This window comes from Williamsia sp., assembly GCF_016462415.1.
Classification (GTDB): domain Bacteria; phylum Actinomycetota; class Actinomycetes; order Mycobacteriales; family Mycobacteriaceae; genus Williamsia_A.
Genome location: NZ_JAEMTF010000041.1, coordinates 18,738 through 37,539, shown reverse-complemented (window position 1 = coordinate 37,539; position 18,802 = coordinate 18,738). Strand labels below are relative to the sequence as shown.

The following is an 18,802-nucleotide window of genomic DNA, read 5'->3' as shown; positions in this document are numbered from 1 at the left end:
CGACGCTCCTGGACCGCACGCCCCAGCCGATGCGCGCTGAGCACCACCGCGATGATGACCAGACCTGGAACGGTCGTCAGCCACCACGCGGTCGCGAGATAGTTCCGGCCCTCCGACACGAGCGAACCCCATTCCGGTGTCGGCGGTTTCGCCCCGTAGCCCAGGAAACTCAGGGCCGACACCGCGAGGACGGCCATCCCGAACTGAACCGCGGCGAGCCCGATGACCGGCGCATACGAGTTCCGGAGGATGTGCTGGACCAGCACGTGGGGCCAGCGCGACCCGACGGCGAACGCCGCCTCGACGTAGGGCGCACGCCGCACGCGCAGGACCTCCGAACGCATGACCCGGGCGAAACTCGCGACCATCGTGACGCCGACGGCGATCGCGACGTTGACCGTACCGAACCCCAGCGCGGTGACCAGAGCCAGCGACAGCAGCAGCAGCGGGATCGACAGCAACACATCGACGATGCGCATCAGCAGCGCATCGACGGCCCCGCCGACAGCGCCGGCCAGCAACCCGATCAACGAACCCACGACGAGCGCGATGCCCACGGCGAGCAAGGTCGCGGTCAACGACAACTGCGACCCGTGCACGACTCGGGTGTACACGTCACGGCCGATGTTGTCCGTGCCGAACCAGTGTGACGCGCTCGGCGGCTGCAGCTTGTCCCGTGGCGTCCCGGTGAGCGGATCGCCGCTCGCGAACAACGACGGTAGTGCCGCCCACCCGATGACGAGGAGGACCACGAGCCCGGACAGGAGCACCGACACACGGCCACCCCACTGCGACAACGACGGTCGCCGGACGCGACGCTGCGGCTCCGTCGGCGACGGCTCGTCGAGCCGGGGCGGATCGATCACCAGATGGTCAGACATGAGCCTCCTCCGACGGCGCCTCGGTCTTCGTGGTGGCGGACTCGCCGCGGCTGCGCTTGCCCTCGACGATCCGGGGATCGATGAACGGGTAGACGACGTCGACCGCCAAGGTCACGACGACGTACACCAGCGAGGTCAGCACGACGACACCCTGGACGACCGGGATGTCCTGCGACAGCACCGATGTCTGCGTCAACCGCCCGACCCCGGCCCGCGCGAACACGGTCTCGACCACCACCGACCCGGCCAGCAGTTCGCCGACGAGGACGCCGGCGATGGTCAGCGTCGGAACGGTGGCGAGCCGGAACACGTGCCGGGTGTGGATGTACCAGCGCGACGCACCCTTGGTCGCCGCGACCTCGACGAACGGCTCACGCCAGGTCGATATCAGCGAGTTCGCCAGCACCTGCGCGATCACCGCCCCGGTGGGGATGGCCAGCGTGATCGCGGGCAGCACCACCGCGGCCGGTGTGCGGTCGCCGAACGCCGGGAACACCGGCAGGCCGAACGAGAAGCACTGCAGCAGGATCAGTCCCACCCAGAACGTCGGCACGGCCACACCGAGCGGCGGCAGCGACAGCAACAGCGTGCGCAGCCACCGGGCTCGGGTGTAGACACCGAGGAACGCGAGCAGACCGCCACCGCCGACGGCCAGCGCCAACGCGGTGGCCGCGAGCGCCAGTGTGCTGGGAATCGCCGCCGCGATGGCGCCGGTGACCGTCTGACCGGTCGAGATGGAGAAACCGAGGTCGCCCCGGACCGCGTGGGTGAGCGCGGTCCAGTACTGCTCCCACACGGGCTGGTCGAGACCGTAGCGGGCCTGCAGCTCGGCGATGGCCGCCTTGTCCACCGGCGTCCCCGCGCCCCCGCCCTCGGCGGCGAGGCTCACCGGATCCGACGGCAGCAGGAACAGTACGATGAACGACACCGTGAACGCTGCCCACAGCACACCGATCGCCTGCAGCACACGCAGAGTCAGATATCGGGCCATGTCGTCAGCCTCCGTTCACCCAGGTGTCGTAGAACTGCAGTCGGGCCGAGGCGTCGAAGGTCACGGCGTGCGCCCGGGGCCCGACGCCGATCGCCTGTGACAGCTCGATCGTCGGGATCCACAGACCGTTGTCGAGGATCTGCTGCTGCGCCTGCGCGAAGAATCGGTTGCGCGACGCGACGTCGGTGGTCGAGAGCTCCCCCACGAACGCCTGCTCCAACGCCGGGATCGGCTTGGCCTGGTTGAGGTTCCGCTGATCCACCGAGAACGTGGTGCGCAGGATGTCGCCGTCGCCGCGGGTCGAGTTGTAGTACGTGGCCTCGAAGTCACCGCTGTTCTGCCTCGAGATGGATTCGGGCAGCGACACCAGGTCGAGCTGCGCGTCCACCCCGACCTTGCGCAGCTGCTGCTGCACCAACTCGAGAATGGTCTGGTTGCCGGCGAACACCGCGCTGAACAGGATGGAGAAGCGAAGCCGCGTGCCGTTCTTCTCCCGGACCCCATCCGACCCGGGGATCCAGCCCGCCTGCTGCAGTAGCGATTCGGCCCGCGCGGGATCGAAGGTGACCGCGTCGGCACGCTGGTAGCCCGGGGTCTTCACCGACAGAACACCGGTCGCGGGCAGGAAGTCCTTGCCGAGCACGGTGTCGACCAGTTCTTTCCGGTCGATGGCCGGGATCAGCGCACGACGCACAGCCGGATCGGCGAGCACCCCGCGCGAGACGTTGGGTTGGATCCCGAAGGTGACACCGGGATTGGGCGTCGTGCGGATGGAACCGCCGGTGTTCTCGATCAATGGTGCATCCTGTGGCAGCGCGTCGCTGACGGCGTCGAGCTGGCCCGAGGACACGCTGCCGGTGCGCACGCCCGACTCCGGGACCACGGTGAACTGGATCGCGTCGAGGTACGGCTCGCCGGTGTGCCCGAACGCGGCCGAGCCCCAGGCATATCCGGTCCGGCGGACCAGCTTGGCCGAGCGGTCCTGCTGGTAGTCGGCGTAGGTGAACGGCCCGGACCCGACGATCCCGGATTGGCATCGGGTCTCGGGCGACTCCGCGTTCGTCGACGCCGCGAGGATGCCGAGCTGCGGTGTCGACGACGCCTGCAGGAACTGCGCGTTGGGGTTCGCGAACGTGACCCGCACGGTGAGGGGGTCGACGACCGTCGTGCCGGTGTACCCGGCGAGGTAGCTCGCCGGCAGCGGCGCCTTCACCCCGCCCAGCTTCTGCACGATCGCGTCGTAGGTGCGTTGAACCGCGGTGGCGTCGACCGGGGTGCCGTCGCTGAACGTCACACCGGGACGCAGGCGGAACGTGAACTCCCGCGAGGTGGGGTCGACCTGCCAGCTCTGCGCGAGCCACGGGACGATCTCGCCGGTCTTCGGGTTCTGATCGGTCAGGGAGTCGACGACCTGACGGGTCACGTAGATGGTCTGGTTGCTCGATGCCTGCGCCGGATCGGCACAGGTCGGCGCAAGCGACAGACCGTACTTCAGGGTGCCGCCACGCTGCGGTGGACCGCTGTCGTCGCCGGAGACACCGGTCCCCGCGCACGCCGTCGCGATCGCAGCGATCAGGCCGAGCACCCCGACCGCGAGCAGTCGCGTCCGTCCCGCGCCGATCACGTCCCCACCAACGACGCCGAACCGATGGGGCGGCTCGGGATCTGCGACCGCAACGCCGGTGCGACGTCGGACTGGAACAGTTCGAGACTGCGGCGGTGGTCCCGCGCGGTCAGTCCGTCGCCGTCGGCGGACAGGTGGGTGATCTCGTGACCGAGTCGGTCGTGGTAGCGGCCGACCTTGTCGATGACCTGCTCCGGGCTGCCGATCAGAGCCGAACTGCGCTCGACGAAATCGGCGAGGTCGGTGAAGACCACCGGGAGCCCGGTGCGCTGCGCGAAGGCGTGCCGTGCGGCGAAGATCGGCTCGTAGGCGGCCAGGGCCTCCTGCGAGGTCGGGGCCACGAAGAACCCAGCGGTCCCCGCACCGACGAGGGCGTCGGCGGGATCGTGCCCGTTCGCCACCCACGCGCGGCGGTAGTGATCGATCAGCTCCGCGTACGGCTCGATCGGATAGGTGACGTTCGCCGAGAACACCGGGTCACCGTGCTGCGCTGCCACTTCCACCGAACCGGTGCTCGTCGCGCTGCCGTGCCAGATCCGGATGTCGGACTGCAGCGGTCTGGGCAGCACCTTCGCACCGGTCAGGGACGGTCGGAACTGTCCGCTCCACGTGACGTCGTCGCTTCGCCAGAGCCTGCGGAACAGGTCGTATCCCTCGCGGTTGCGGTCCCACTGGTCGTCCGGGGTGACGTGGAACAGTTCGGCTTGCGCCGCGCCGTTCCCCTTGCCGATGATCAGCTCGAGCCGGCCGCCGGACAGGTTGTCGAGCGTCGAATAGTCCTCGACCGCACGTACCGGGTCGAGCAGGCTCAGCGTCGTCACCGCGGTGAACAACGCGATCCGTTCGGTGAGCGCGGCGATGTGACTCAACACCACCGGCGGCGACGAGGAGATGAACGGATCCTCGTGCCGCTCACCGACGGCGAACCCGTCGTACCCGAGTTCCTCACCGAGACGCGCGGTGTCGACGACGCGGCGAAGGCGCTCGGCGGGAGACTCCCGGACACCGGTGATCGGGTCGGGCTGGTGGGTGATGAGGGTCATCAGCAGAAACTTCATCCGGGCACCCTGCCGTCCGCGCATTCGTGTGTCATCGAACCCCATTACGCCAGCACGGAGTCCGCGCCGACAGGGTTTGACTCACGATGACGAGATCGGCCGTCCCGACTTGACTACGCCGACGCGGCGCGCCCGGTCAGTTGCTGTAGACGCGCGCCACCCGTACGAGAACGATGGCCCGGCCCTGCTCGGCCATCACGCGGTCGTAGGTGTCCCAATCGTCGTGGGTACCGCCCGCGGACGTGAACACCTCGCGACGCAGCAGTCGCAGCCGTTCGTCGTCGAGCCACGGCTGCGGGTCGTCAGGGCCGCCGATCTCGGCGGTCCCCTCGACGGTCGCCCACCTCCACCCCTGGCGGAATGTCACGGTGACCTGAGGTCGGGCGCGCAGATTGGTCAGTTTGACCGTTCCGTAGGTCACGAACCCCAGTACCGGGGTCGAGGTGTCCGGATGGTCGAGCAGTCCGACATTGACCACCGACGCCTGAATGGTCCCGTCGGCTCGCAGCGTGGCGACGACCGCGAGGCCGCTGTCGTCGCGCGCGAGTGCGACCGCATCCTCGAGTTCCTGCGGTGAGAAGGTCATGGTTCGCCTTTCGACGGATGTGGGGTGGCCCGACTGTGACGCTACCGATCCTGACGCGCCACGGCATCGGCCGTGACCGGCGTGAACAGGTTGACGAGGTTGCCGTCGGGATCCCGGAACAGCAGCGAGCGATTACCCCACGGCATCGTGGTCGGGGTCTGGACGAACTCGTCGACCGACTGCTCCAGGCGCCGGTACTCGGCATCGACGTCGTCGACTCGGAATTCGATGATGACGCTGCGGTTGTCGGACGGTCGTGCCGAGTCGGCCCCGAACAACGCGACCGTGCGGGTGCTCGCGATCGCCAGGGTGCACGTCGGCGTGAGCAGTTCGGCGAAGTCGGTTGTTGCCCACCTGGTCTCCCCGCCGAGGACGCGCTCGTAGAAGGCGGCGAGTCGCGCGACGTCGGCGGTGATGATGCGGATCGAGACGAAGTCCATGAGGGTTCCCCTTGCGGTGTCGGTGGCCCGGAGTCGACCGGGACAAATGCGACGCTAAACCCGATACCGGACGCTTTTCGCCCGGTATCTGAGGGAGACTCATCGCATGACCACATCGGCCGCGCGAGTCCTCACGCTTCTCGAGATCCTGCAGGCCGGGGGCGTGCGGAGCGCCTCGGTGTTGGCCGATCGCCTGGAGGTCGACGAGCGGACCGTTCGTCGCTCCATCGCACAACTGATCGATCTGGGCATTCCCGTCGACGCGGTCCGCGGTCGGTATGGCGGCTACCGTCTCGCACCGGGGTACCGCATGCCGCCGCTGATGCTCACCGACGACGAAGCGCTGGCGGTCATGCTCGGATTGCTCGCCGTGCGACGCACTGCGCTCGTCGGGACCTCGGCGGCGGCCAATGAGAGCGCGGCAGCCAAACTGCGACGGGTGCTGCCCGACGTCGTCCGACGGCAGGTGGAGGCGCTGCTCGAGACGACGGATTTCACGTCGCCACCGCACGTGAGCTCCGGGCCAGGCACAGATGTGTTGCTCGCACTCGGCGAGGCCACGAGCCGGCACCGCCCGGCGGCGATCAGCTACACCGACCGGTCGGGACGCACCAGCGAGCGGACGTTGCTCCCCTACGGTGTCGTTGTCCACTCGGGCCGGTGGTATGTCACCGGTGCCGATTCGAGCAGCGGTGAGATCAGGACCTTCCGCGTCGACCGGATCACCGCGATCACGCTGCAGCCCGGCTCATTCGACCCACCGTCGACATTCGATGCGGGTGCCGATGTCGTGGACCGACTCGAACGTGCACCCCGGGCGCACGAGGTGTCCGTCCGGATCCGCGGTACCGCCGAGCACATCCGTCGACACCTTCCCGCCGGAGTGGCCGGGGTCGAGACCGGCGCCGACACCGCGTGGGTGCGGGTGCGTCTGGGCGCCGAACGACTCGACTGGATACCGCCGGTGCTCGCGGCCATCGACCGCCCGTTCGTCATCGAGCACCCCGACGAGCTCCGTGACATGGTGCGGCGTCTGGGGCGTCGTCTGGTCGAACACTCCGACGGTTGAGTCAGATCTGTTGCTTTCGTGGCGGACTCATCGCGGGCGCGGCGACAGCAGCCAGCACCGCGACCACGGCGAGTGCCCACCACGCGTGCTGGAAGGCCGGATGTGCCTCGTCGAATCCGCGCGGTGTCCCCAGCACCGCAACCAGCAGGGCGACCCCGAGTGCCGTGCCGATCTGCCTGCTCATGTTGACCACGGCGCTGCCGGTCGCGGTCTGCGCGGGTGGGAGATCGGCTGTGGCGGACGAGAGGATCGTCGGGAGCGCCAGTCCGATACCTGCGCCGCCGATCAGCAGGCTGGGCAGGAGATCGGCGAAGTAGTCGGGCTGCGGTCCGACGCGCAGCGAGACCAACACTGCACTACCGGCCATCATCAGACATCCCACACCGACGATCACCCCGACGGGCACCCGTGCCGCGAGTTTGTGGCCGACGATGGTGAACACCGGGACCATCAGTGGCCCCGGCACCACCCCGAACCCGGTCGCGATGGCCGAGTATCCCCAGACCTGTTGCATCCAGAGAATGTTCGTCAGCAGTGACGCCGCGAACGGAATCGAGAACAGCACTGCGGTGATGTTGGCGAACGAAAACGCGCGCACCCGCATGAGTGCCGGATCGATGATCGGCGAGGGATGCCTGCCCGACTGGACGACGAAGCCGATCAGGGCGACCACCGTGGTCGCCCACGCTGCCGCGATCCGGCCGTCGGTCCACCCCCAGTTGCTCCCCTCGACCAGTGCGAGCGTCAACGCGCCGATGGCGATCGCGAGCAGTGCGGCTCCCAGCACATCCGGGATCCGACGGACACTCTCGTCACGCGACTTGGGCACGACGATGGCCGCCGCGATCAGGGCCACGATCCCGACCGGCACGTTCACTAGGAACACCCAGCGCCACGACGCCTCGACGAGCACGCCGCCCAGAGCCGGCCCCAACGCCGCCGCGAGTGCACCGGTCGCCGCCCAGATCCGCACCGACCGTGCTCGTAGATGCGGAGGCGCGGCCGCGACCACGAGACCGAGGCTGGCCGGAGTGAGGATCGCGGCGCCGATCGCCTGGATCGCGCGAAACGCCACGAGCCACCAGATCCCACCGCTGGCGGCGCACGCTGCGCTGGCAGCGACGAAGATCGCCAGGCCGAACAGGAACATCTCCTTGCGCCCGTACCGATCCGCGAGGCGCCCGGCCGGGACCAGGAGGGCGGCGTAGATGATGGTGTACGCGTTGAGAATCCACGAGAGCTGCGAGAGTCCCGGGCCGTGGAAGTCGCGACCGATGTCGTCGAAGGCGACGTTGACGATGAACACGTCGAGGCTGGCCATGAACGCTGCCAGCGACAGCACGCCGAGCACCAGTCCGGTTCGGTGGCTCCGGGGTGTCTGCACGGCCTCGGCCACGGCCAGCGCATTCGCTTCGTTCATGGGAGGAAGCTATCAGACTGTATCTGTTTTGCAACCGGTTGTTGATCGATGACGGAATGCGTACCGTGAGTGAACACGACAACAGGACGCGAGAGGAAGCGAGTGCATGGCCACCACCGGACGGTCCGCATGTCCGTTGAACATGTCCCTCGAACTCATCGGCGACCGATGGACGCTGTTGATCCTGCGCGACATGGTATTCAACGACAGACGGCATTTCCGGGAGCTGCTGGCCAACTCGAAGGAGAGCATCGCCTCCAACGTCCTGGCCTCGCGACTGCAGGCCCTGACCGATGCCGGGATCGTCACCAAGGAGTCGCATGACGGCCACAAACAGAAGATCGTGTACAGCCTCACCGATCGCGGCGTCGAACTCCTGCCTGCGATGATCCAGCTCGGGGCCTGGGGAGCCCGCCACACCCCCGCCGTCGCGTCGATCGGTCTCTGGTTCGAGATCGCGAGCGACGCCGGGCCAGGCGTCTGGCAGGAACTGATGGACGAACTTCGCGCCCGTCACCGCCTGCACGCACCGGCCGACCCGGATCTCGAACCGGCGTTCTCCCGATTGTCAGCGGAGTTCCGCGACGTTCGCGCGCGGAGGCAAGCGTCACACTCGTGAACCGCGGGACGGTCGCCGGTGCGGGTTGTCCACAGACGCCGGGGTTTCTGTTCACCGATGGTGTTCGTGGGGCGAAAACTACTGCGCCTGTCATTAACTGACCGAACATGTCGGACCCCTTTTCTAGACTTGGGGCATGTTCACGGGGTGGCCACAGATCGGGGATGCAGTCACGGCAACACCACCTGCACCGCCGCAGCGGCAGCAGTGGTTGTCGACGACGCCGAGAAGGGCTCGTCGACGCTGAACCCGACCCGCCGTTCTGAGGTCGCGTTGTCGCGCTGAAGTATTCGGGAGAGCCGTCTAGCTCTTGACCAGCTTCTCGCTCTTCAGCCAGTCCCAGGCCACCGTCGCCGGGTCCTGGCCATCGATGTCGACCTTGCCGTTGAGGTCCTGCATCAACGAGTCGGTCAGCCGCTTCGAGATCTCCGCGATCAGCGGCGCGATGTTCGGGTACTTCTCGTTGATCGACGCCCGGAGGACGGCAGTACCGCTATAGGGCAGGAAGTACTTCTTGTCGTCGTCGAGCACCGTGAGGCTCAGGTTCTTCACGCGGCCGTCGGTGGTGTAGACCTCACCGAAGTTGCAGGGCGCACTCTTGGCGACCGAGGTGTAGATGACACCGGCGTCCATCCGGGTCACGTTGCGCTCGGGCACACCGTTGGGGGCGTTGTACGGGATGCCGTACTTCTCGAGCATCGGCAGGAATCCGTCCGAGCGGCTGAAGAACTCGTCGTCGACGCAGAACGTCCGGTCGCGTTCCGGCAGCTTCGCGACATCCGACAACGTTTTGACGTTGAGCCGCTTGGCCGTCGGCCCCGACGCCGCGAAGGCGTAGGTGTCGTTGAAGTTGGCCGGCGGCAACCAGTCGAGGTCATGGGTCTTCTTCTCGATGTCGCGGACCTTCTGCCACAGCTCCGTCGGATCCGCGATCGTCTCGGTCTGGCCCTGGTAGGTGACCCAGCCGGTGCCGGTGTACTCCCACAGGATGTCGGCGTCGCCGTTGAGCTGAGCCTGTCGGGACGACGCCGATCCAGGTGCGCCGGTCAGGTCGGTGACCTCGGCGCCCGCCGAGGCGAGGTAGGAGGCCGTGATCTTCCCGAGCAGGACGCCTTCGGTGAAACTCTTGGACGTCACGACGATCTTCGCGCCGTCGAGCGGCTTCTGGCCGTCGGCCAGCGACCCCTTGGTGAACGTGCCCGAGGAGCTGACCAGCCCACAACCGGCGACGAGCATCACCGACGCGGCGAGCACCGCGACCGCGGTGGTGATCCGTGAACGACGCGAGGTCATGCCACTCCTCGTGGGGTTGCGACGAGCTCGAACAGTCGCCCGAGCCAGTCGATCGTCATCGCCAGCAGACCCACCAGGATGGCGCCGGAGATGAGCAGTTTGGGAAGGAAGAGCGTGACGCCGGTCGTGATCAGGGTGCCCAGGCTGGTCGCGCCGATGAACGTGCTCAGCGTGGCGGTGCCCACGAGGATCACCAACGCGGTGCGCACGCCGTTGAGGATGACCGGGACGGCCAGCGGCAACTCGACCTGGACCAGTGTGCGCAGCGACGAGTAGCCGATCCCGCGGGAGGCCTCGATGGTGCGTTGGTCGACCTGACGCAACCCGATGATGGTGTTCTGCAGGATCGGCAGGATCGCGTAGACCACCAATCCGAGTACGGCGGTGCGGAATCCGGTTCCAAGCCAGAAGGTGAACAGCACGATCAGACCCACGGCCGGGGCGGCTTGACCGATGTTGGCGATGTTGACCACGATCGGGCTGAGCCATTTCGCGGCCTCGCGCGTCAGCAGGATGCCGAGCGGGATGGCGATGACGACCACGATGACCGTCGACACCAGGGTCAGTTTGATGTGGTCGACGATGGTCGACTGCAGCGTCGACCAGGCCAGCGAGGCCTTCTCGGTCGTGGTGAAGGTGGTCTGGTTGTACCAGATCGCGTATCCGACACCGATGACGATGATGATCAGCGGCTCGAACCAGACGTCGACCGGGGTGCGGCGCAACCGGTTCATGACGCCGGGTTCGGATCGGCCGGCTCGCCGGATCCCTGGTAGTTCGCGTACGAGGTCTGTGTCTCGTCGGACCGCGCGTCGGCGAGCTGCCCACGGATCACGTCCATCACGACCGCGATCGTCAGAGCGCCCTTGACCGCGCCGCGACCGTCGGTGACCAGTACCCCGCCCTGGCTGGCGGCCAGCATCGAGTCCAACGCGTCGTTGAGCGTGGCGGACTGGGCCACTGTGGGCAGGCGACGGTCGACGTAGTCGGAGACGACGTCCTTGGTCTTCAGTTCGTCGAGCGACGGCCACGCACGCGGCGTCCCGTCCTCGTTCACGACGACCACCCAGGTGTGCCCCTCGGCACGGGCCTGATTGATGATCTCGGTCGAGGGCTGACCCACCCGTGCGGTCAGCACCGGATTGTGGTTGACGTCCTTGACCCGCGACAGCGTGAGGTGCGCCAGCGTCGCCCCGGAGCCGACGAACTCCTCGACGAACGGCGTCGCCGGGTTCGCGAGGATCTCTTCGGGGGTCGCGAACTGCTCGACGTGGCCACCTTCGGAGAAGATGCAGACCTTGTCGCCGAGCTTCGTGGCCTCCTCGAAATCGTGGGTCACGATGGCGATGGTCTTGCCCAGCTCGTGCTGGATCGCGATGAGGCTGTCCTGCAGACGAACCCGGGTGATGGGGTCGACCGCGCCGAACGGTTCGTCCATCAGCAGCACGGGCGGGTCGGCGGCGAGCGCCCTCGCCACGCCGACGCGCTGCTGCTGACCGCCGGACATGTCCTTGGGCAGGCGGTCGGCGAAGGTCGCCGCGTCGAGACCGACGAGGTCGAGCAGGTACTCGGTGCGGTCGGCGATCTTCTTCTTGTCCCAGCCCAGGACGCGCGGCAGCGCGCCGATGTTCTTCGACACCGACCAGTGCGGGAAGAGGCCGCCCGACTGGATGACGTAGCCGATCGACTGCCGCAGCTTGTCGGGGTTCTCGCCCGTCACATCCCGGTCACCGATGTAGATGCGACCCTGCGTGGGCTCGATGAGCCGGTTGATCATCTTCAGCGTCGTGGTCTTGCCGCATCCAGACGGACCGACGAACGCGACGATGTCGCCGGCGTCGAGCTGCAGGTCGAGCTTTTTCACGGCCGGTACGTCGGTTCCCCTGTACTGCTTGACCACGCCGTCGAGCCGGATGGTGGCGCCGGTGACCGTGCGCTCTGTTTTACCGCCACCCGCGGGGGTGTTCGGCGACGTGTTCGCTGCGGTCATGACAGTCCCTTTGCAATCGTGAGGCGCCCGAGGAGCACCAGCAGTGCGTCGAACACCAAGGCGATGATGACGATGAGAATGGTTCCGGTGAGCGCCATTGCGAGAGCGTTGGCGCCGCCGAGCCGTGACAGTCCGTTGAAGATGAGCGAGCCGAGGCCGGGTCCGAGCACGTAGGCGACGATCGCGGCCACACCGACGATCATCTGCGTCGACACACGGATGCCGGTGAGGATGATCGGCCACGCGATGGGCAACTCGACGGTGAGCAGGATTCGCCAGCGCGACAAGCCGATCCCCTGGGCCGACTCCACCACCGTCGCGGGCACCGACCGCAGACCGACGATCGCGTTGCCGATCACCGGGAGCGCCGCGAAGAACGCCAGCATGATGAACGACGGGACGACGCCGAGGCCGAACGGCACGATCAGCAACGCGAGCAGCGCCAGCGACGGGATCGTCAGCGCGACACGACTCGTCGTCAGCGTCAGCGCGGAGGCCAGCGGTAGTCGGTAGACGGCGGCCGCGATGATCACCGCGATCACCGAACCCACCACCAGGGTCTGCAGTGCGAGCGACGCGTGTTGATAGGTCAGGAAGGCGAGGAACCCCTCCCGCCCGTGTATGTAGCCCCAGAGATCCACTGGCTTCCCGTCATTGGTGCATCATCGAGCGCCGCGGCGGTTTGGACGGCTGACTCGGGACATGGCATTTCGAGTTGCGTAAACGTATCCGTCCGTCGCATGATCGGTCACTACTTACCGAGAGTCATGATCACGTCGACACGTAAGGTGCACAGAACGTCCCGCGACTACCTGCGCCGATGACAGCGCAGGCGAACGGTCAATGCTTTCGATCAGTCTGATCAGAATTCGACAACGCGTGCCCCCGGTCGATCAGGTATCAGCAGTCCACGAAATCAGCAATGACGGTGGCCAGTTCATCTGGTCGCTCCAACGGGATGATGTGACCGCATCCGGGTATCGAGGCCCCGGTCAGGTCGTCGGCCACCGACATCAGCTGGTCGCCGGTCGCGTCACCGACGACGCCGCCGGACAGCGCGAGGGTGGGCACGATCAGTCGTCGCGTCTGCATCGCCGTCGACACCAGTTCGGCGTTGCGCCCTGTCGCGCGGTAGGTCTCGAACCCAGCCCGCAACGCGTCCCTCCCGGAGTGGGCACGCACGAACGCAGACCGCGCCGCTGATTCGATGTCATTCCGAACGCTCGGTCCCTGCAGAAACCAGCCGAGGTACTCGTTCTCGTGTCCTTCCACCACGGTCTCGGCGAGTCCCGGCACCGCATGGAATCCGAACCACCACGGTGGACCCGCCGACAGGAATGTCTCTGCCCCAGGCAGTCCCGGCACGAGACCTTCCATCACCACCAGGCGACGGACCCGTTCAGGAGTCGTCAGAGCGGCGTAGACCGCCGGTGCGACACCGGCGTCGATGCCGACCACACTCGCGGCAGGAACCGCGAGCGTGTCCAGGATGCCGGTGACATCGACGGCGAGCGTTGCCACGTCGTACCCGGCGCGCGGACGGTCGCCGCTGCCGATTCCTCGTCGATTCGGTGCGATCACCCGAAATCCGTTCCGGGCGAGTTCGCGACCCACCGGTCGCCACAGTTCCCAGGTGTGAGGCCATCCGTGCAGCAGCACGATCGGTGCACCGTGCGTCGGTCCCGCGGTGGCCACCTCCACCTCGACACCGTTGGTTCCGATCATCCGCGTGGTGAATTCGTCGTCCGGCTGAGACATGGCGGTAACTCCCCCTTAGCAGGTATCCGTTGGTTACCCTCATGGTTCGCGACCGGTCCGGTCGTCACAAGAAGGCACTTCGGAGAAAGGTGGTGAGCCCGTGGTTACCGCCTCGCACGCCCGAGGAGATCTGTTCGATCCCGCCTGCCCGACCCGTCAGCTCCTCGATCGCATCGGGGACAAGTGGACGTCGATGATCGTCAAGCAACTGGCCGAACGCCACCCCGATGGCGCACGGTTCGCCGAGCTCCGTCGAGCAACCCCCGGCGTCAGTCAGAAGATGCTGTCGCAGACCCTGCAGCGCCTCGTGGCCGACGGGCTGGTGAACCGCGAGGTCACCCCGTCGACGCCGCCGGCCGTCCGGTATCGCCTGACGGCGCTCGGCCTGTCCCTCGACGGTCCCCTGTCGGTCGTTCGAGCGTGGGCCGAGGAACACATGCGCGAGATCGACGACCACCGGCGGTCGACGACGGTCTGACCGGCCGTCAGCCGGTGGTGGCCGTCCTGGCCGCCGCGTCTCCGGTCGACGCCGCGTCAGTGGTCGCGGTAGCACCCTGCGTCGCGTCCGCGCTCGGTGTGGGCGTGGTGATCGTCGGGGTGGCGGTCGCGGTTGCCGTCGGCGCCGGGTCCGCTGCCGTGGGTGCAACGGAATCCGTAGCGGGCGTTGTCACCTCGCTCGACGGGGTGCTCGCCGCCTCTGGTGTGGCGGCCGTATCGACCGGCGTCTGCGTCGTCGGCACCGCGGTGGTCTCCGGAGTCGAGGTCACCTGCGGATCGGTCGGCGCGGAGGGGGTGGCGCTCGTCGGCGGCGTCGGGTCGGCGGTCGGGGCGGCTGTCCGAGCCGAGTCGCTGGTGGCGGTGGAGGTCGGCGCCTCGGTCGTTGTCGGTGCGGTGGTGGCTGCGGCGGTGCCGGTTGCCGACGTCGTCGGTGTTGGGGTCGCCGCGGCCGAATCCGTGGTCGCCGCATCGGTCGTCGGCGTCGGCGCTCCCGCCGCCTGCTCCGGTGCAACGGCCTCCGTTTGCGCCGCAGCCTGCCCGGCAGCTTCGGCGGCCGCGGCCGCGATGGCGTCGGAGATCGCCTGCACGTAGTTCTGCATCGCCGTGTTGACGGTCTCGGCGACCGCCTGAGAGGCGGCATCCATGGCGAGCGCGGGGCTCGCGGTGGTCGGGAGCGCCGACTGGTCGGCGACCGCGGTGGCCGCAGCGAGTTTCATCGCCGACGGGGTGCCGTGTCTCGCGATGAAGTCGCTGATCACCTGCGCGGCGAGTTTCGGGGTCCACGTGTCGGTGTAGACACCGAATGTCGCCTCTGGATCGGTGGTGTCGGCGGAGTTGGTGTCCTGCAGCGTGTACAGGAACGAGGGTCCGGCGTAGGACAGGGTGTTCCAGTTGTCGAGGAAGTCGCTGATGTAGTCGGCTTGCTGCTGAGCCCCCACGACCCCGGTCGGGAGTCCGTACTCCGAGGACCAGATCTGCTTTCCCCCGTCACCGTTGGTCGCCATCAGTTGATGAATGGCATTGACCTGGTTGAGCGGCGAGTCCGGAAGAGGCGCTCCCTGCGAGAATTTCGTCGTGTACTGGTACGGGTGGAATGACAAGGCGTCGAAGTAGCCGCCGGCCCCGTCTGCGTACATCTGCTGTACGAAGTCAACCGGGTTGAGAGTGAGATTTCCCCAGGTGACAACGGAGCCGAGGACACCACCGATGACCGTCGCCGAGGGGTTGGCCGCCTTGATCGCGGGATAAGCCGCCTTCAGCAGGGCCGTGTACCCGGCCGGATCCGGCGCGGGCTGGTAACCCAATACCGCGTTGGGCTCGTTCCAGACCTCGTAGTCGGACATCTTCTGTCCATACCGGCTGGCGACAGCACCCATGAACGCGCCGTAGTCGGCCGCGTTGGTCGGCGGTGCGTACACGCCGCTTCCCGCACCTCTCGCCCACGCGGGAGTTGTGGTGACCACACCGAGGACCCCCATTCCGCGAGCGTCCGCGGCGTTGACCATGTTGTCGACGGCCGTCCAGTCGTAGTAGCCGTCGAATGGTTCGGTCGTCGCCCACGGGATGGCAATCCGCACGTTCTGCACACCCAACGCCTGCATCGCGTCGAGATGCTTCGCGATCGCGGCGGGGTCCGTGGCGGAGAAGAGCAGATTACTGTCGGCGATCCCGACCGTGTCGGAACTCGGGTCGACCGCAGCCGTGTTGACGATCGCGTAGTGCGTACTCGAGGGCGCGAGCAGGGTCGCGGTGCCGAATGTAGCGAACATCGACAATGCGGTCACAGCGACAAATGAACGTCGTGCGTGAGCCCGCAGGGAAAAGGCGGATGAGTGGGGCACGTGATTCTCCGTTTCGCCCCCCAAGGGTTTCCCGAACGCATTCAACGTTAACCACAGGCCGGGGGATATTCGCAAGTAAGGCGCGGTTAACTCAACGCGAACTCGAAAAATAGGGGCTGCGAAAACTGCTGCTTTGCAGCAGTTTTGGAATTTAATTAACTAATGTTAAATCAAAACAAATTTATCAACGTGGTCGAAACGTCGGAATTGGAGACGGAAATGGACCGTCGTGAAGGCGGCTGCCGGATTCGACATCGAATGCGAATGACAACCCGGTGATTCGAGCAGATTCACCCGAAGATGACGAGTGCCGCGTCGACACCGGCCACGACTATCGCACCGTAGAACGGGCGCCGACCAGAACCACGCGCGGTCGCCACGATGACGACGAGCACCGCCCCGAGGGCAACCCAGTGCAACCACGACGGACTCGTCGCCGCCACGCAGACCGCGGTGGCCGTCAGCAGCAGCACTGCGGCAGCGGCCGGAATGCGGCGACGACCCAACCGATGCGGCAGTCCGTGCACCCCGGTGGCCTCGTCATCGTCGAGATCGGGGAAGACATTGAGCAGATGAGCGCCCACACCGAGCAGTGCGGCCACGACCACCATCCAGACCGCGGGCAACCGACTGGGATCGGCCGCCAGCATGACCACGACCGGCAGGGACCCGAACGCCACCAGATAGGGCACCGCGGAGAACACGGTCGACTTCACACCGGCGTTGTAGAGCAATCCCGCGCCCACGCCGAGGCCCAGGTGCACCGACCCCGCGGCGACCCCACACGCCATGGACGCCACGACACAGATGACGCCGAACAGCCCAACGGTCGCGGCGACGGTGTGCGGTGTCAGTTCTCCGGTGGCCAACGGCTTGTCGGTTCGGCCCACCCGGATGTCGCGAGAGCGATCGAACAGATCGTTGGTCCAGCCGACGACGAGTTGCCCGGCGAACACAGCCACCGCCAGGGTGACCGAGACTCGCGTCGTCACACCGTTGGTCAGCGCCAGCGCCACGGTCAGCAGGGTCACCGCGGTGCCGGGGAACAGGTGCGACGCGCGCGCCAGAGCCACCGTCGTGCGGATCGCGTGTCGTGGTCGGCCTACCCGGACCGGGCTCATCCGTCGACCGTATCCGCATTGTCGGACCGACCCTCGGCACACGGCCCCCCGACCGGTGGTGGCCGACGGCATCAGGCTCGACCACACTGGTCTGCAACGGTAGGAGCAACGCGTACATGAGTCATGTGATCGTCATCGGCGCCGGTGTCGGCGGCCTCGCCGCGGCCACCCGCCTGGCCGCGGTGGGCCACCGCGTCACCCTCCTCGAGCAGGCCACCCAGGTGGGCGGGAAGCTGGGTCGCGACGACATCGACGGTTTCCTGTTCGACACCGGTCCGTCATTGCTGACCCTCCCCCATGTCCTCGAGGATCTGTTCCGTGACACCGGCGCCCCCCTGGCCGAGACCGACATCGACCTCAGGCGCCTCTACATCGCGTGTCGCTATCGGTTCCCCGACGGCGTCACCGTCGACCTCCCCGGCGACATGGACAAGATCCCCGACGCACTCGACGCCACGTTGGGCCCGGGTCGTGGCGCCCAGTGGACGGCATTTCTCGCGCGGGCCGAACGTATCTGGGACGTCACCGAGCAGCCTTTCCTGCGCTCGCCCATCGACGTCGGCACTATGGTCCGCCTCGCGCGCAGTCTCGCCGACGTCACCACCGTCGCGCCCTGGCGTTCGCTGCGCGGTCTCGGCTCGCGCCACCTGTCCGACCCGCGGCTGCGCATGCTCCTCGATCGGTACGCGACCTACACGGGGTCGGACCCGCGGCGCGCGCCGGCGGCCCTGGCCACGGTCCCGTACGCCGAACAGGCCTTCGGTTCCTGGTACATCCCGGGTGGCCTCTACCGGCTCGCCGAGGAGCTCGCGGCCCGCGCGCAGACGCTTGGAGTCGAGGTCCGACTCGGGACCGACGCGGCCGAGATCCTGACCGGCCCGACCGGGGCGCGAGGTGTCCGACTGGCCGACGAGACGGTGATCGACGCCGATGTGGTCGTCGCGAACGCCGACGCGCACGTGGTGTACGAGAGGCTGTTGCCTGCCCCGGACGCCGCGACCCGACGGGTGGCTCGGCGCGTACGGCGTTCGACGCGGTCGTTCTCGGGGTTCGTGATGCTGTTGGCCCTCGATGACGCACCGTCCGACCAGCCACATCACACCGTTCTGTTCGCCGACGACTACGACGCCGAGTTCGACGCCGTGTTCGGCCGGGGCGGTCCACCGCGACCCGTGCACCGCCCGACCGTCTACATCAGTGCGCCCACCGATCCCGCGGTCGCCCCGGAGCCGGGTACCGGCGCGTGGTTCATCCTGGTCAACGCACCGCCCCATGACCCGGACGGCGGCACCGACTGGGATGCACCCGGTCAACGTGAGAGCTACGCCGACCACATCCTCGAGGTGATGGCCGATCGCGGGGTCGACATCACCGGACTGATCCGGCACCGACGCATCATCAGCCCGGCAGATCTCGAGCGCCGGACCCACACACCGGGTGGGTCGATCTACGGCACCGCGTCGAACAGCGCCTCGGCGGCGTTTCTCCGCCCGGCGAATCGCTCGCCCGTCGCGGGACTGTTCCTGGTCGGCGGATCGTCACACCCCGGCGGGGGACTCCCCCTGGTGATGATGTCGGCGGAGATAGTGGCCACCATGATCGGCCCCGCCGCT

Annotated in this window: 19 protein-coding genes; 5 read left to right on the top strand and 14 right to left on the bottom strand. The window is 67.4% G+C overall.

Features of this window, described 5'->3' with window-relative positions:
• The 6 genes from JHC79_RS12050 to JHC79_RS12025 all read right to left on the bottom strand — a co-directional run.
• The coding region (locus JHC79_RS12050; protein ID WP_296391015.1) for an ABC transporter permease at positions 1-881 on the bottom strand (881 nt) is incomplete at its 3' end.
• Complete coding sequence (locus JHC79_RS12045; RefSeq protein WP_296391014.1) at positions 874-1,872, bottom strand: ABC transporter permease; 999 nt, start codon at positions 1,870-1,872, stop codon at positions 874-876. The genes JHC79_RS12050 and JHC79_RS12045, both read right to left, overlap by 8 nt.
• Positions 1,873-1,876: 4 nt before the next feature.
• Complete coding sequence (locus JHC79_RS12040) at positions 1,877-3,496, bottom strand: ABC transporter substrate-binding protein (RefSeq protein WP_296391012.1); 1,620 nt, start codon at positions 3,494-3,496, stop codon at positions 1,877-1,879.
• A complete protein-coding gene (locus JHC79_RS12035) occupies positions 3,493-4,554 on the bottom strand; it encodes an LLM class flavin-dependent oxidoreductase (RefSeq protein WP_296391010.1) in 1,062 nt (353 codons plus the stop codon). Before JHC79_RS12035 ends, JHC79_RS12040 begins: the two co-directional genes overlap by 4 nt.
• 136 nt (positions 4,555-4,690) lie before the next feature.
• A complete protein-coding gene (locus tag JHC79_RS12030) occupies positions 4,691-5,140 on the bottom strand; it encodes a TIGR03618 family F420-dependent PPOX class oxidoreductase (protein ID WP_296391008.1) in 450 nt (149 codons plus the stop codon).
• Positions 5,141-5,181: 41 nt separating this feature from the next.
• Positions 5,182-5,580 carry a VOC family protein gene (locus JHC79_RS12025; RefSeq protein WP_296391006.1) on the bottom strand — a complete coding sequence of 133 codons (399 nt, stop codon included), beginning with the start codon at positions 5,578-5,580 and terminating at the stop codon, positions 5,182-5,184.
• A gap of 106 nt (positions 5,581-5,686) precedes the next feature.
• Between JHC79_RS12025 and JHC79_RS12020 the strand changes: the two genes are divergently transcribed.
• On the top strand, positions 5,687-6,649 hold the full coding sequence (locus JHC79_RS12020) for a YafY family protein (RefSeq protein ID WP_296391004.1): 963 nt from the start codon (positions 5,687-5,689) through the stop codon (positions 6,647-6,649).
• A gap of 1 nt (position 6,650) precedes the next feature.
• Here the strand turns inward: JHC79_RS12020 and JHC79_RS12015 are convergent, their stop codons facing one another.
• The gene (locus JHC79_RS12015) at positions 6,651-8,069 is read right to left on the bottom strand and encodes an MFS transporter (RefSeq protein WP_296391002.1); all 1,419 of its coding nucleotides are present in this window, start codon (positions 8,067-8,069) and stop codon (positions 6,651-6,653) included.
• 106 nt (positions 8,070-8,175) lie between these two features.
• Between JHC79_RS12015 and JHC79_RS12010 the strand changes: the two genes are divergently transcribed.
• Together JHC79_RS12010 and JHC79_RS12005 are read left to right on the top strand one after the other, a co-directional pair.
• Positions 8,176-8,688 (top strand): helix-turn-helix domain-containing protein, encoded by a 513-nt coding sequence (locus tag JHC79_RS12010; RefSeq protein WP_296391000.1) that lies wholly within the window; start codon positions 8,176-8,178, stop codon positions 8,686-8,688.
• Between the two features lie 147 nt (positions 8,689-8,835).
• Complete coding sequence (locus JHC79_RS12005) at positions 8,836-8,973, top strand: hypothetical protein (RefSeq protein ID WP_296390998.1); 138 nt, start codon at positions 8,836-8,838, stop codon at positions 8,971-8,973.
• An 18-nt stretch (positions 8,974-8,991) separates the two neighbouring features.
• Here the strand turns inward: JHC79_RS12005 and JHC79_RS12000 are convergent, their stop codons facing one another.
• The 5 genes from JHC79_RS12000 to JHC79_RS11980 form a co-directional block, all read right to left on the bottom strand.
• On the bottom strand, positions 8,992-9,981 hold the full coding sequence (locus JHC79_RS12000; RefSeq protein WP_296390997.1) for a glycine betaine ABC transporter substrate-binding protein: 990 nt from the start codon (positions 9,979-9,981) through the stop codon (positions 8,992-8,994).
• On the bottom strand, positions 9,978-10,715 hold the full coding sequence (locus JHC79_RS11995) for an ABC transporter permease (protein ID WP_296390994.1): 738 nt from the start codon (positions 10,713-10,715) through the stop codon (positions 9,978-9,980). The genes JHC79_RS12000 and JHC79_RS11995 overlap by 4 nt, the downstream gene beginning before the upstream one ends.
• Entirely contained in the window at positions 10,712-11,971 is a 1,260-nt protein-coding gene (locus JHC79_RS11990; RefSeq protein ID WP_296390992.1) for an ABC transporter ATP-binding protein, read from the bottom strand. Before JHC79_RS11990 ends, JHC79_RS11995 begins: the two co-directional genes overlap by 4 nt.
• Entirely contained in the window at positions 11,968-12,612 is a 645-nt protein-coding gene (locus JHC79_RS11985) for an ABC transporter permease (RefSeq protein ID WP_296390990.1), read from the bottom strand. The genes JHC79_RS11990 and JHC79_RS11985 overlap by 4 nt, the downstream gene beginning before the upstream one ends.
• A gap of 259 nt (positions 12,613-12,871) precedes the next feature.
• A complete protein-coding gene (locus JHC79_RS11980; RefSeq protein WP_296390988.1) occupies positions 12,872-13,729 on the bottom strand; it encodes an alpha/beta hydrolase in 858 nt (285 codons plus the stop codon).
• 100 nt (positions 13,730-13,829) lie between these two features.
• Here JHC79_RS11980 and JHC79_RS11975 point away from each other — a divergent pair, with 100 nt between their 5' ends.
• Positions 13,830-14,207, top strand: a complete 378-nt coding sequence (locus tag JHC79_RS11975; RefSeq protein WP_296390986.1) for a helix-turn-helix domain-containing protein — start codon at positions 13,830-13,832, stop codon at positions 14,205-14,207.
• A gap of 7 nt (positions 14,208-14,214) precedes the next feature.
• Here JHC79_RS11975 and JHC79_RS11970 read toward each other — a convergent pair whose 3' ends face one another.
• Positions 14,215-16,011 (bottom strand): beta-galactosidase, encoded by a 1,797-nt coding sequence (locus tag JHC79_RS11970; protein WP_296390983.1) that lies wholly within the window; start codon positions 16,009-16,011, stop codon positions 14,215-14,217.
• Between the two features lie 347 nt (positions 16,012-16,358).
• Positions 16,359-17,189, bottom strand: coding sequence for a UbiA family prenyltransferase (locus tag JHC79_RS11965; RefSeq protein WP_296390981.1), 831 nt, complete (start codon positions 17,187-17,189; stop codon positions 16,359-16,361).
• Positions 17,190-17,305: 116 nt separating this feature from the next.
• Here JHC79_RS11965 and crtI point away from each other — a divergent pair.
• On the top strand, positions 17,306-18,802 hold a 1,497-nt coding region (gene crtI / locus JHC79_RS11960), incomplete at its 3' end, for an NAD(P)/FAD-dependent oxidoreductase (protein ID WP_296390979.1).

Bases quoted from the DNA above. Each gene is read 5' to 3' on its own strand.
- JHC79_RS12045 (WP_296391014.1), bottom strand. From the start codon at position 1,872: ATGGCCCGATATCTGACTCTGCGTGTGCTGCAGGCGATCGGTGTGCTG.
- JHC79_RS12035 (WP_296391010.1), bottom strand. From the start codon at position 4,554: ATGAAGTTTCTGCTGATGACCCTCATCACCCACCAGCCCGACCCGATC.
- JHC79_RS12030 (WP_296391008.1), bottom strand. From the start codon at position 5,140: ATGACCTTCTCACCGCAGGAACTCGAGGATGCGGTCGCACTCGCGCGC.
- JHC79_RS12025 (WP_296391006.1), bottom strand. From the start codon at position 5,580: ATGGACTTCGTCTCGATCCGCATCATCACCGCCGACGTCGCGCGACTC.
- JHC79_RS12020 (WP_296391004.1), top strand. From the start codon at position 5,687: ATGACCACATCGGCCGCGCGAGTCCTCACGCTTCTCGAGATCCTGCAG.
- JHC79_RS12015 (WP_296391002.1), bottom strand. From the start codon at position 8,069: ATGAACGAAGCGAATGCGCTGGCCGTGGCCGAGGCCGTGCAGACACCC.
- JHC79_RS12010 (WP_296391000.1), top strand. From the start codon at position 8,176: ATGGCCACCACCGGACGGTCCGCATGTCCGTTGAACATGTCCCTCGAA.
- JHC79_RS12000 (WP_296390997.1), bottom strand. From the start codon at position 9,981: ATGACCTCGCGTCGTTCACGGATCACCACCGCGGTCGCGGTGCTCGCC.
- JHC79_RS11995 (WP_296390994.1), bottom strand. From the start codon at position 10,715: ATGAACCGGTTGCGCCGCACCCCGGTCGACGTCTGGTTCGAGCCGCTG.
- JHC79_RS11990 (WP_296390992.1), bottom strand. From the start codon at position 11,971: ATGACCGCAGCGAACACGTCGCCGAACACCCCCGCGGGTGGCGGTAAA.
- JHC79_RS11980 (WP_296390988.1), bottom strand. From the start codon at position 13,729: ATGTCTCAGCCGGACGACGAATTCACCACGCGGATGATCGGAACCAAC.
- JHC79_RS11965 (WP_296390981.1), bottom strand. From the start codon at position 17,189: ATGAGCCCGGTCCGGGTAGGCCGACCACGACACGCGATCCGCACGACG.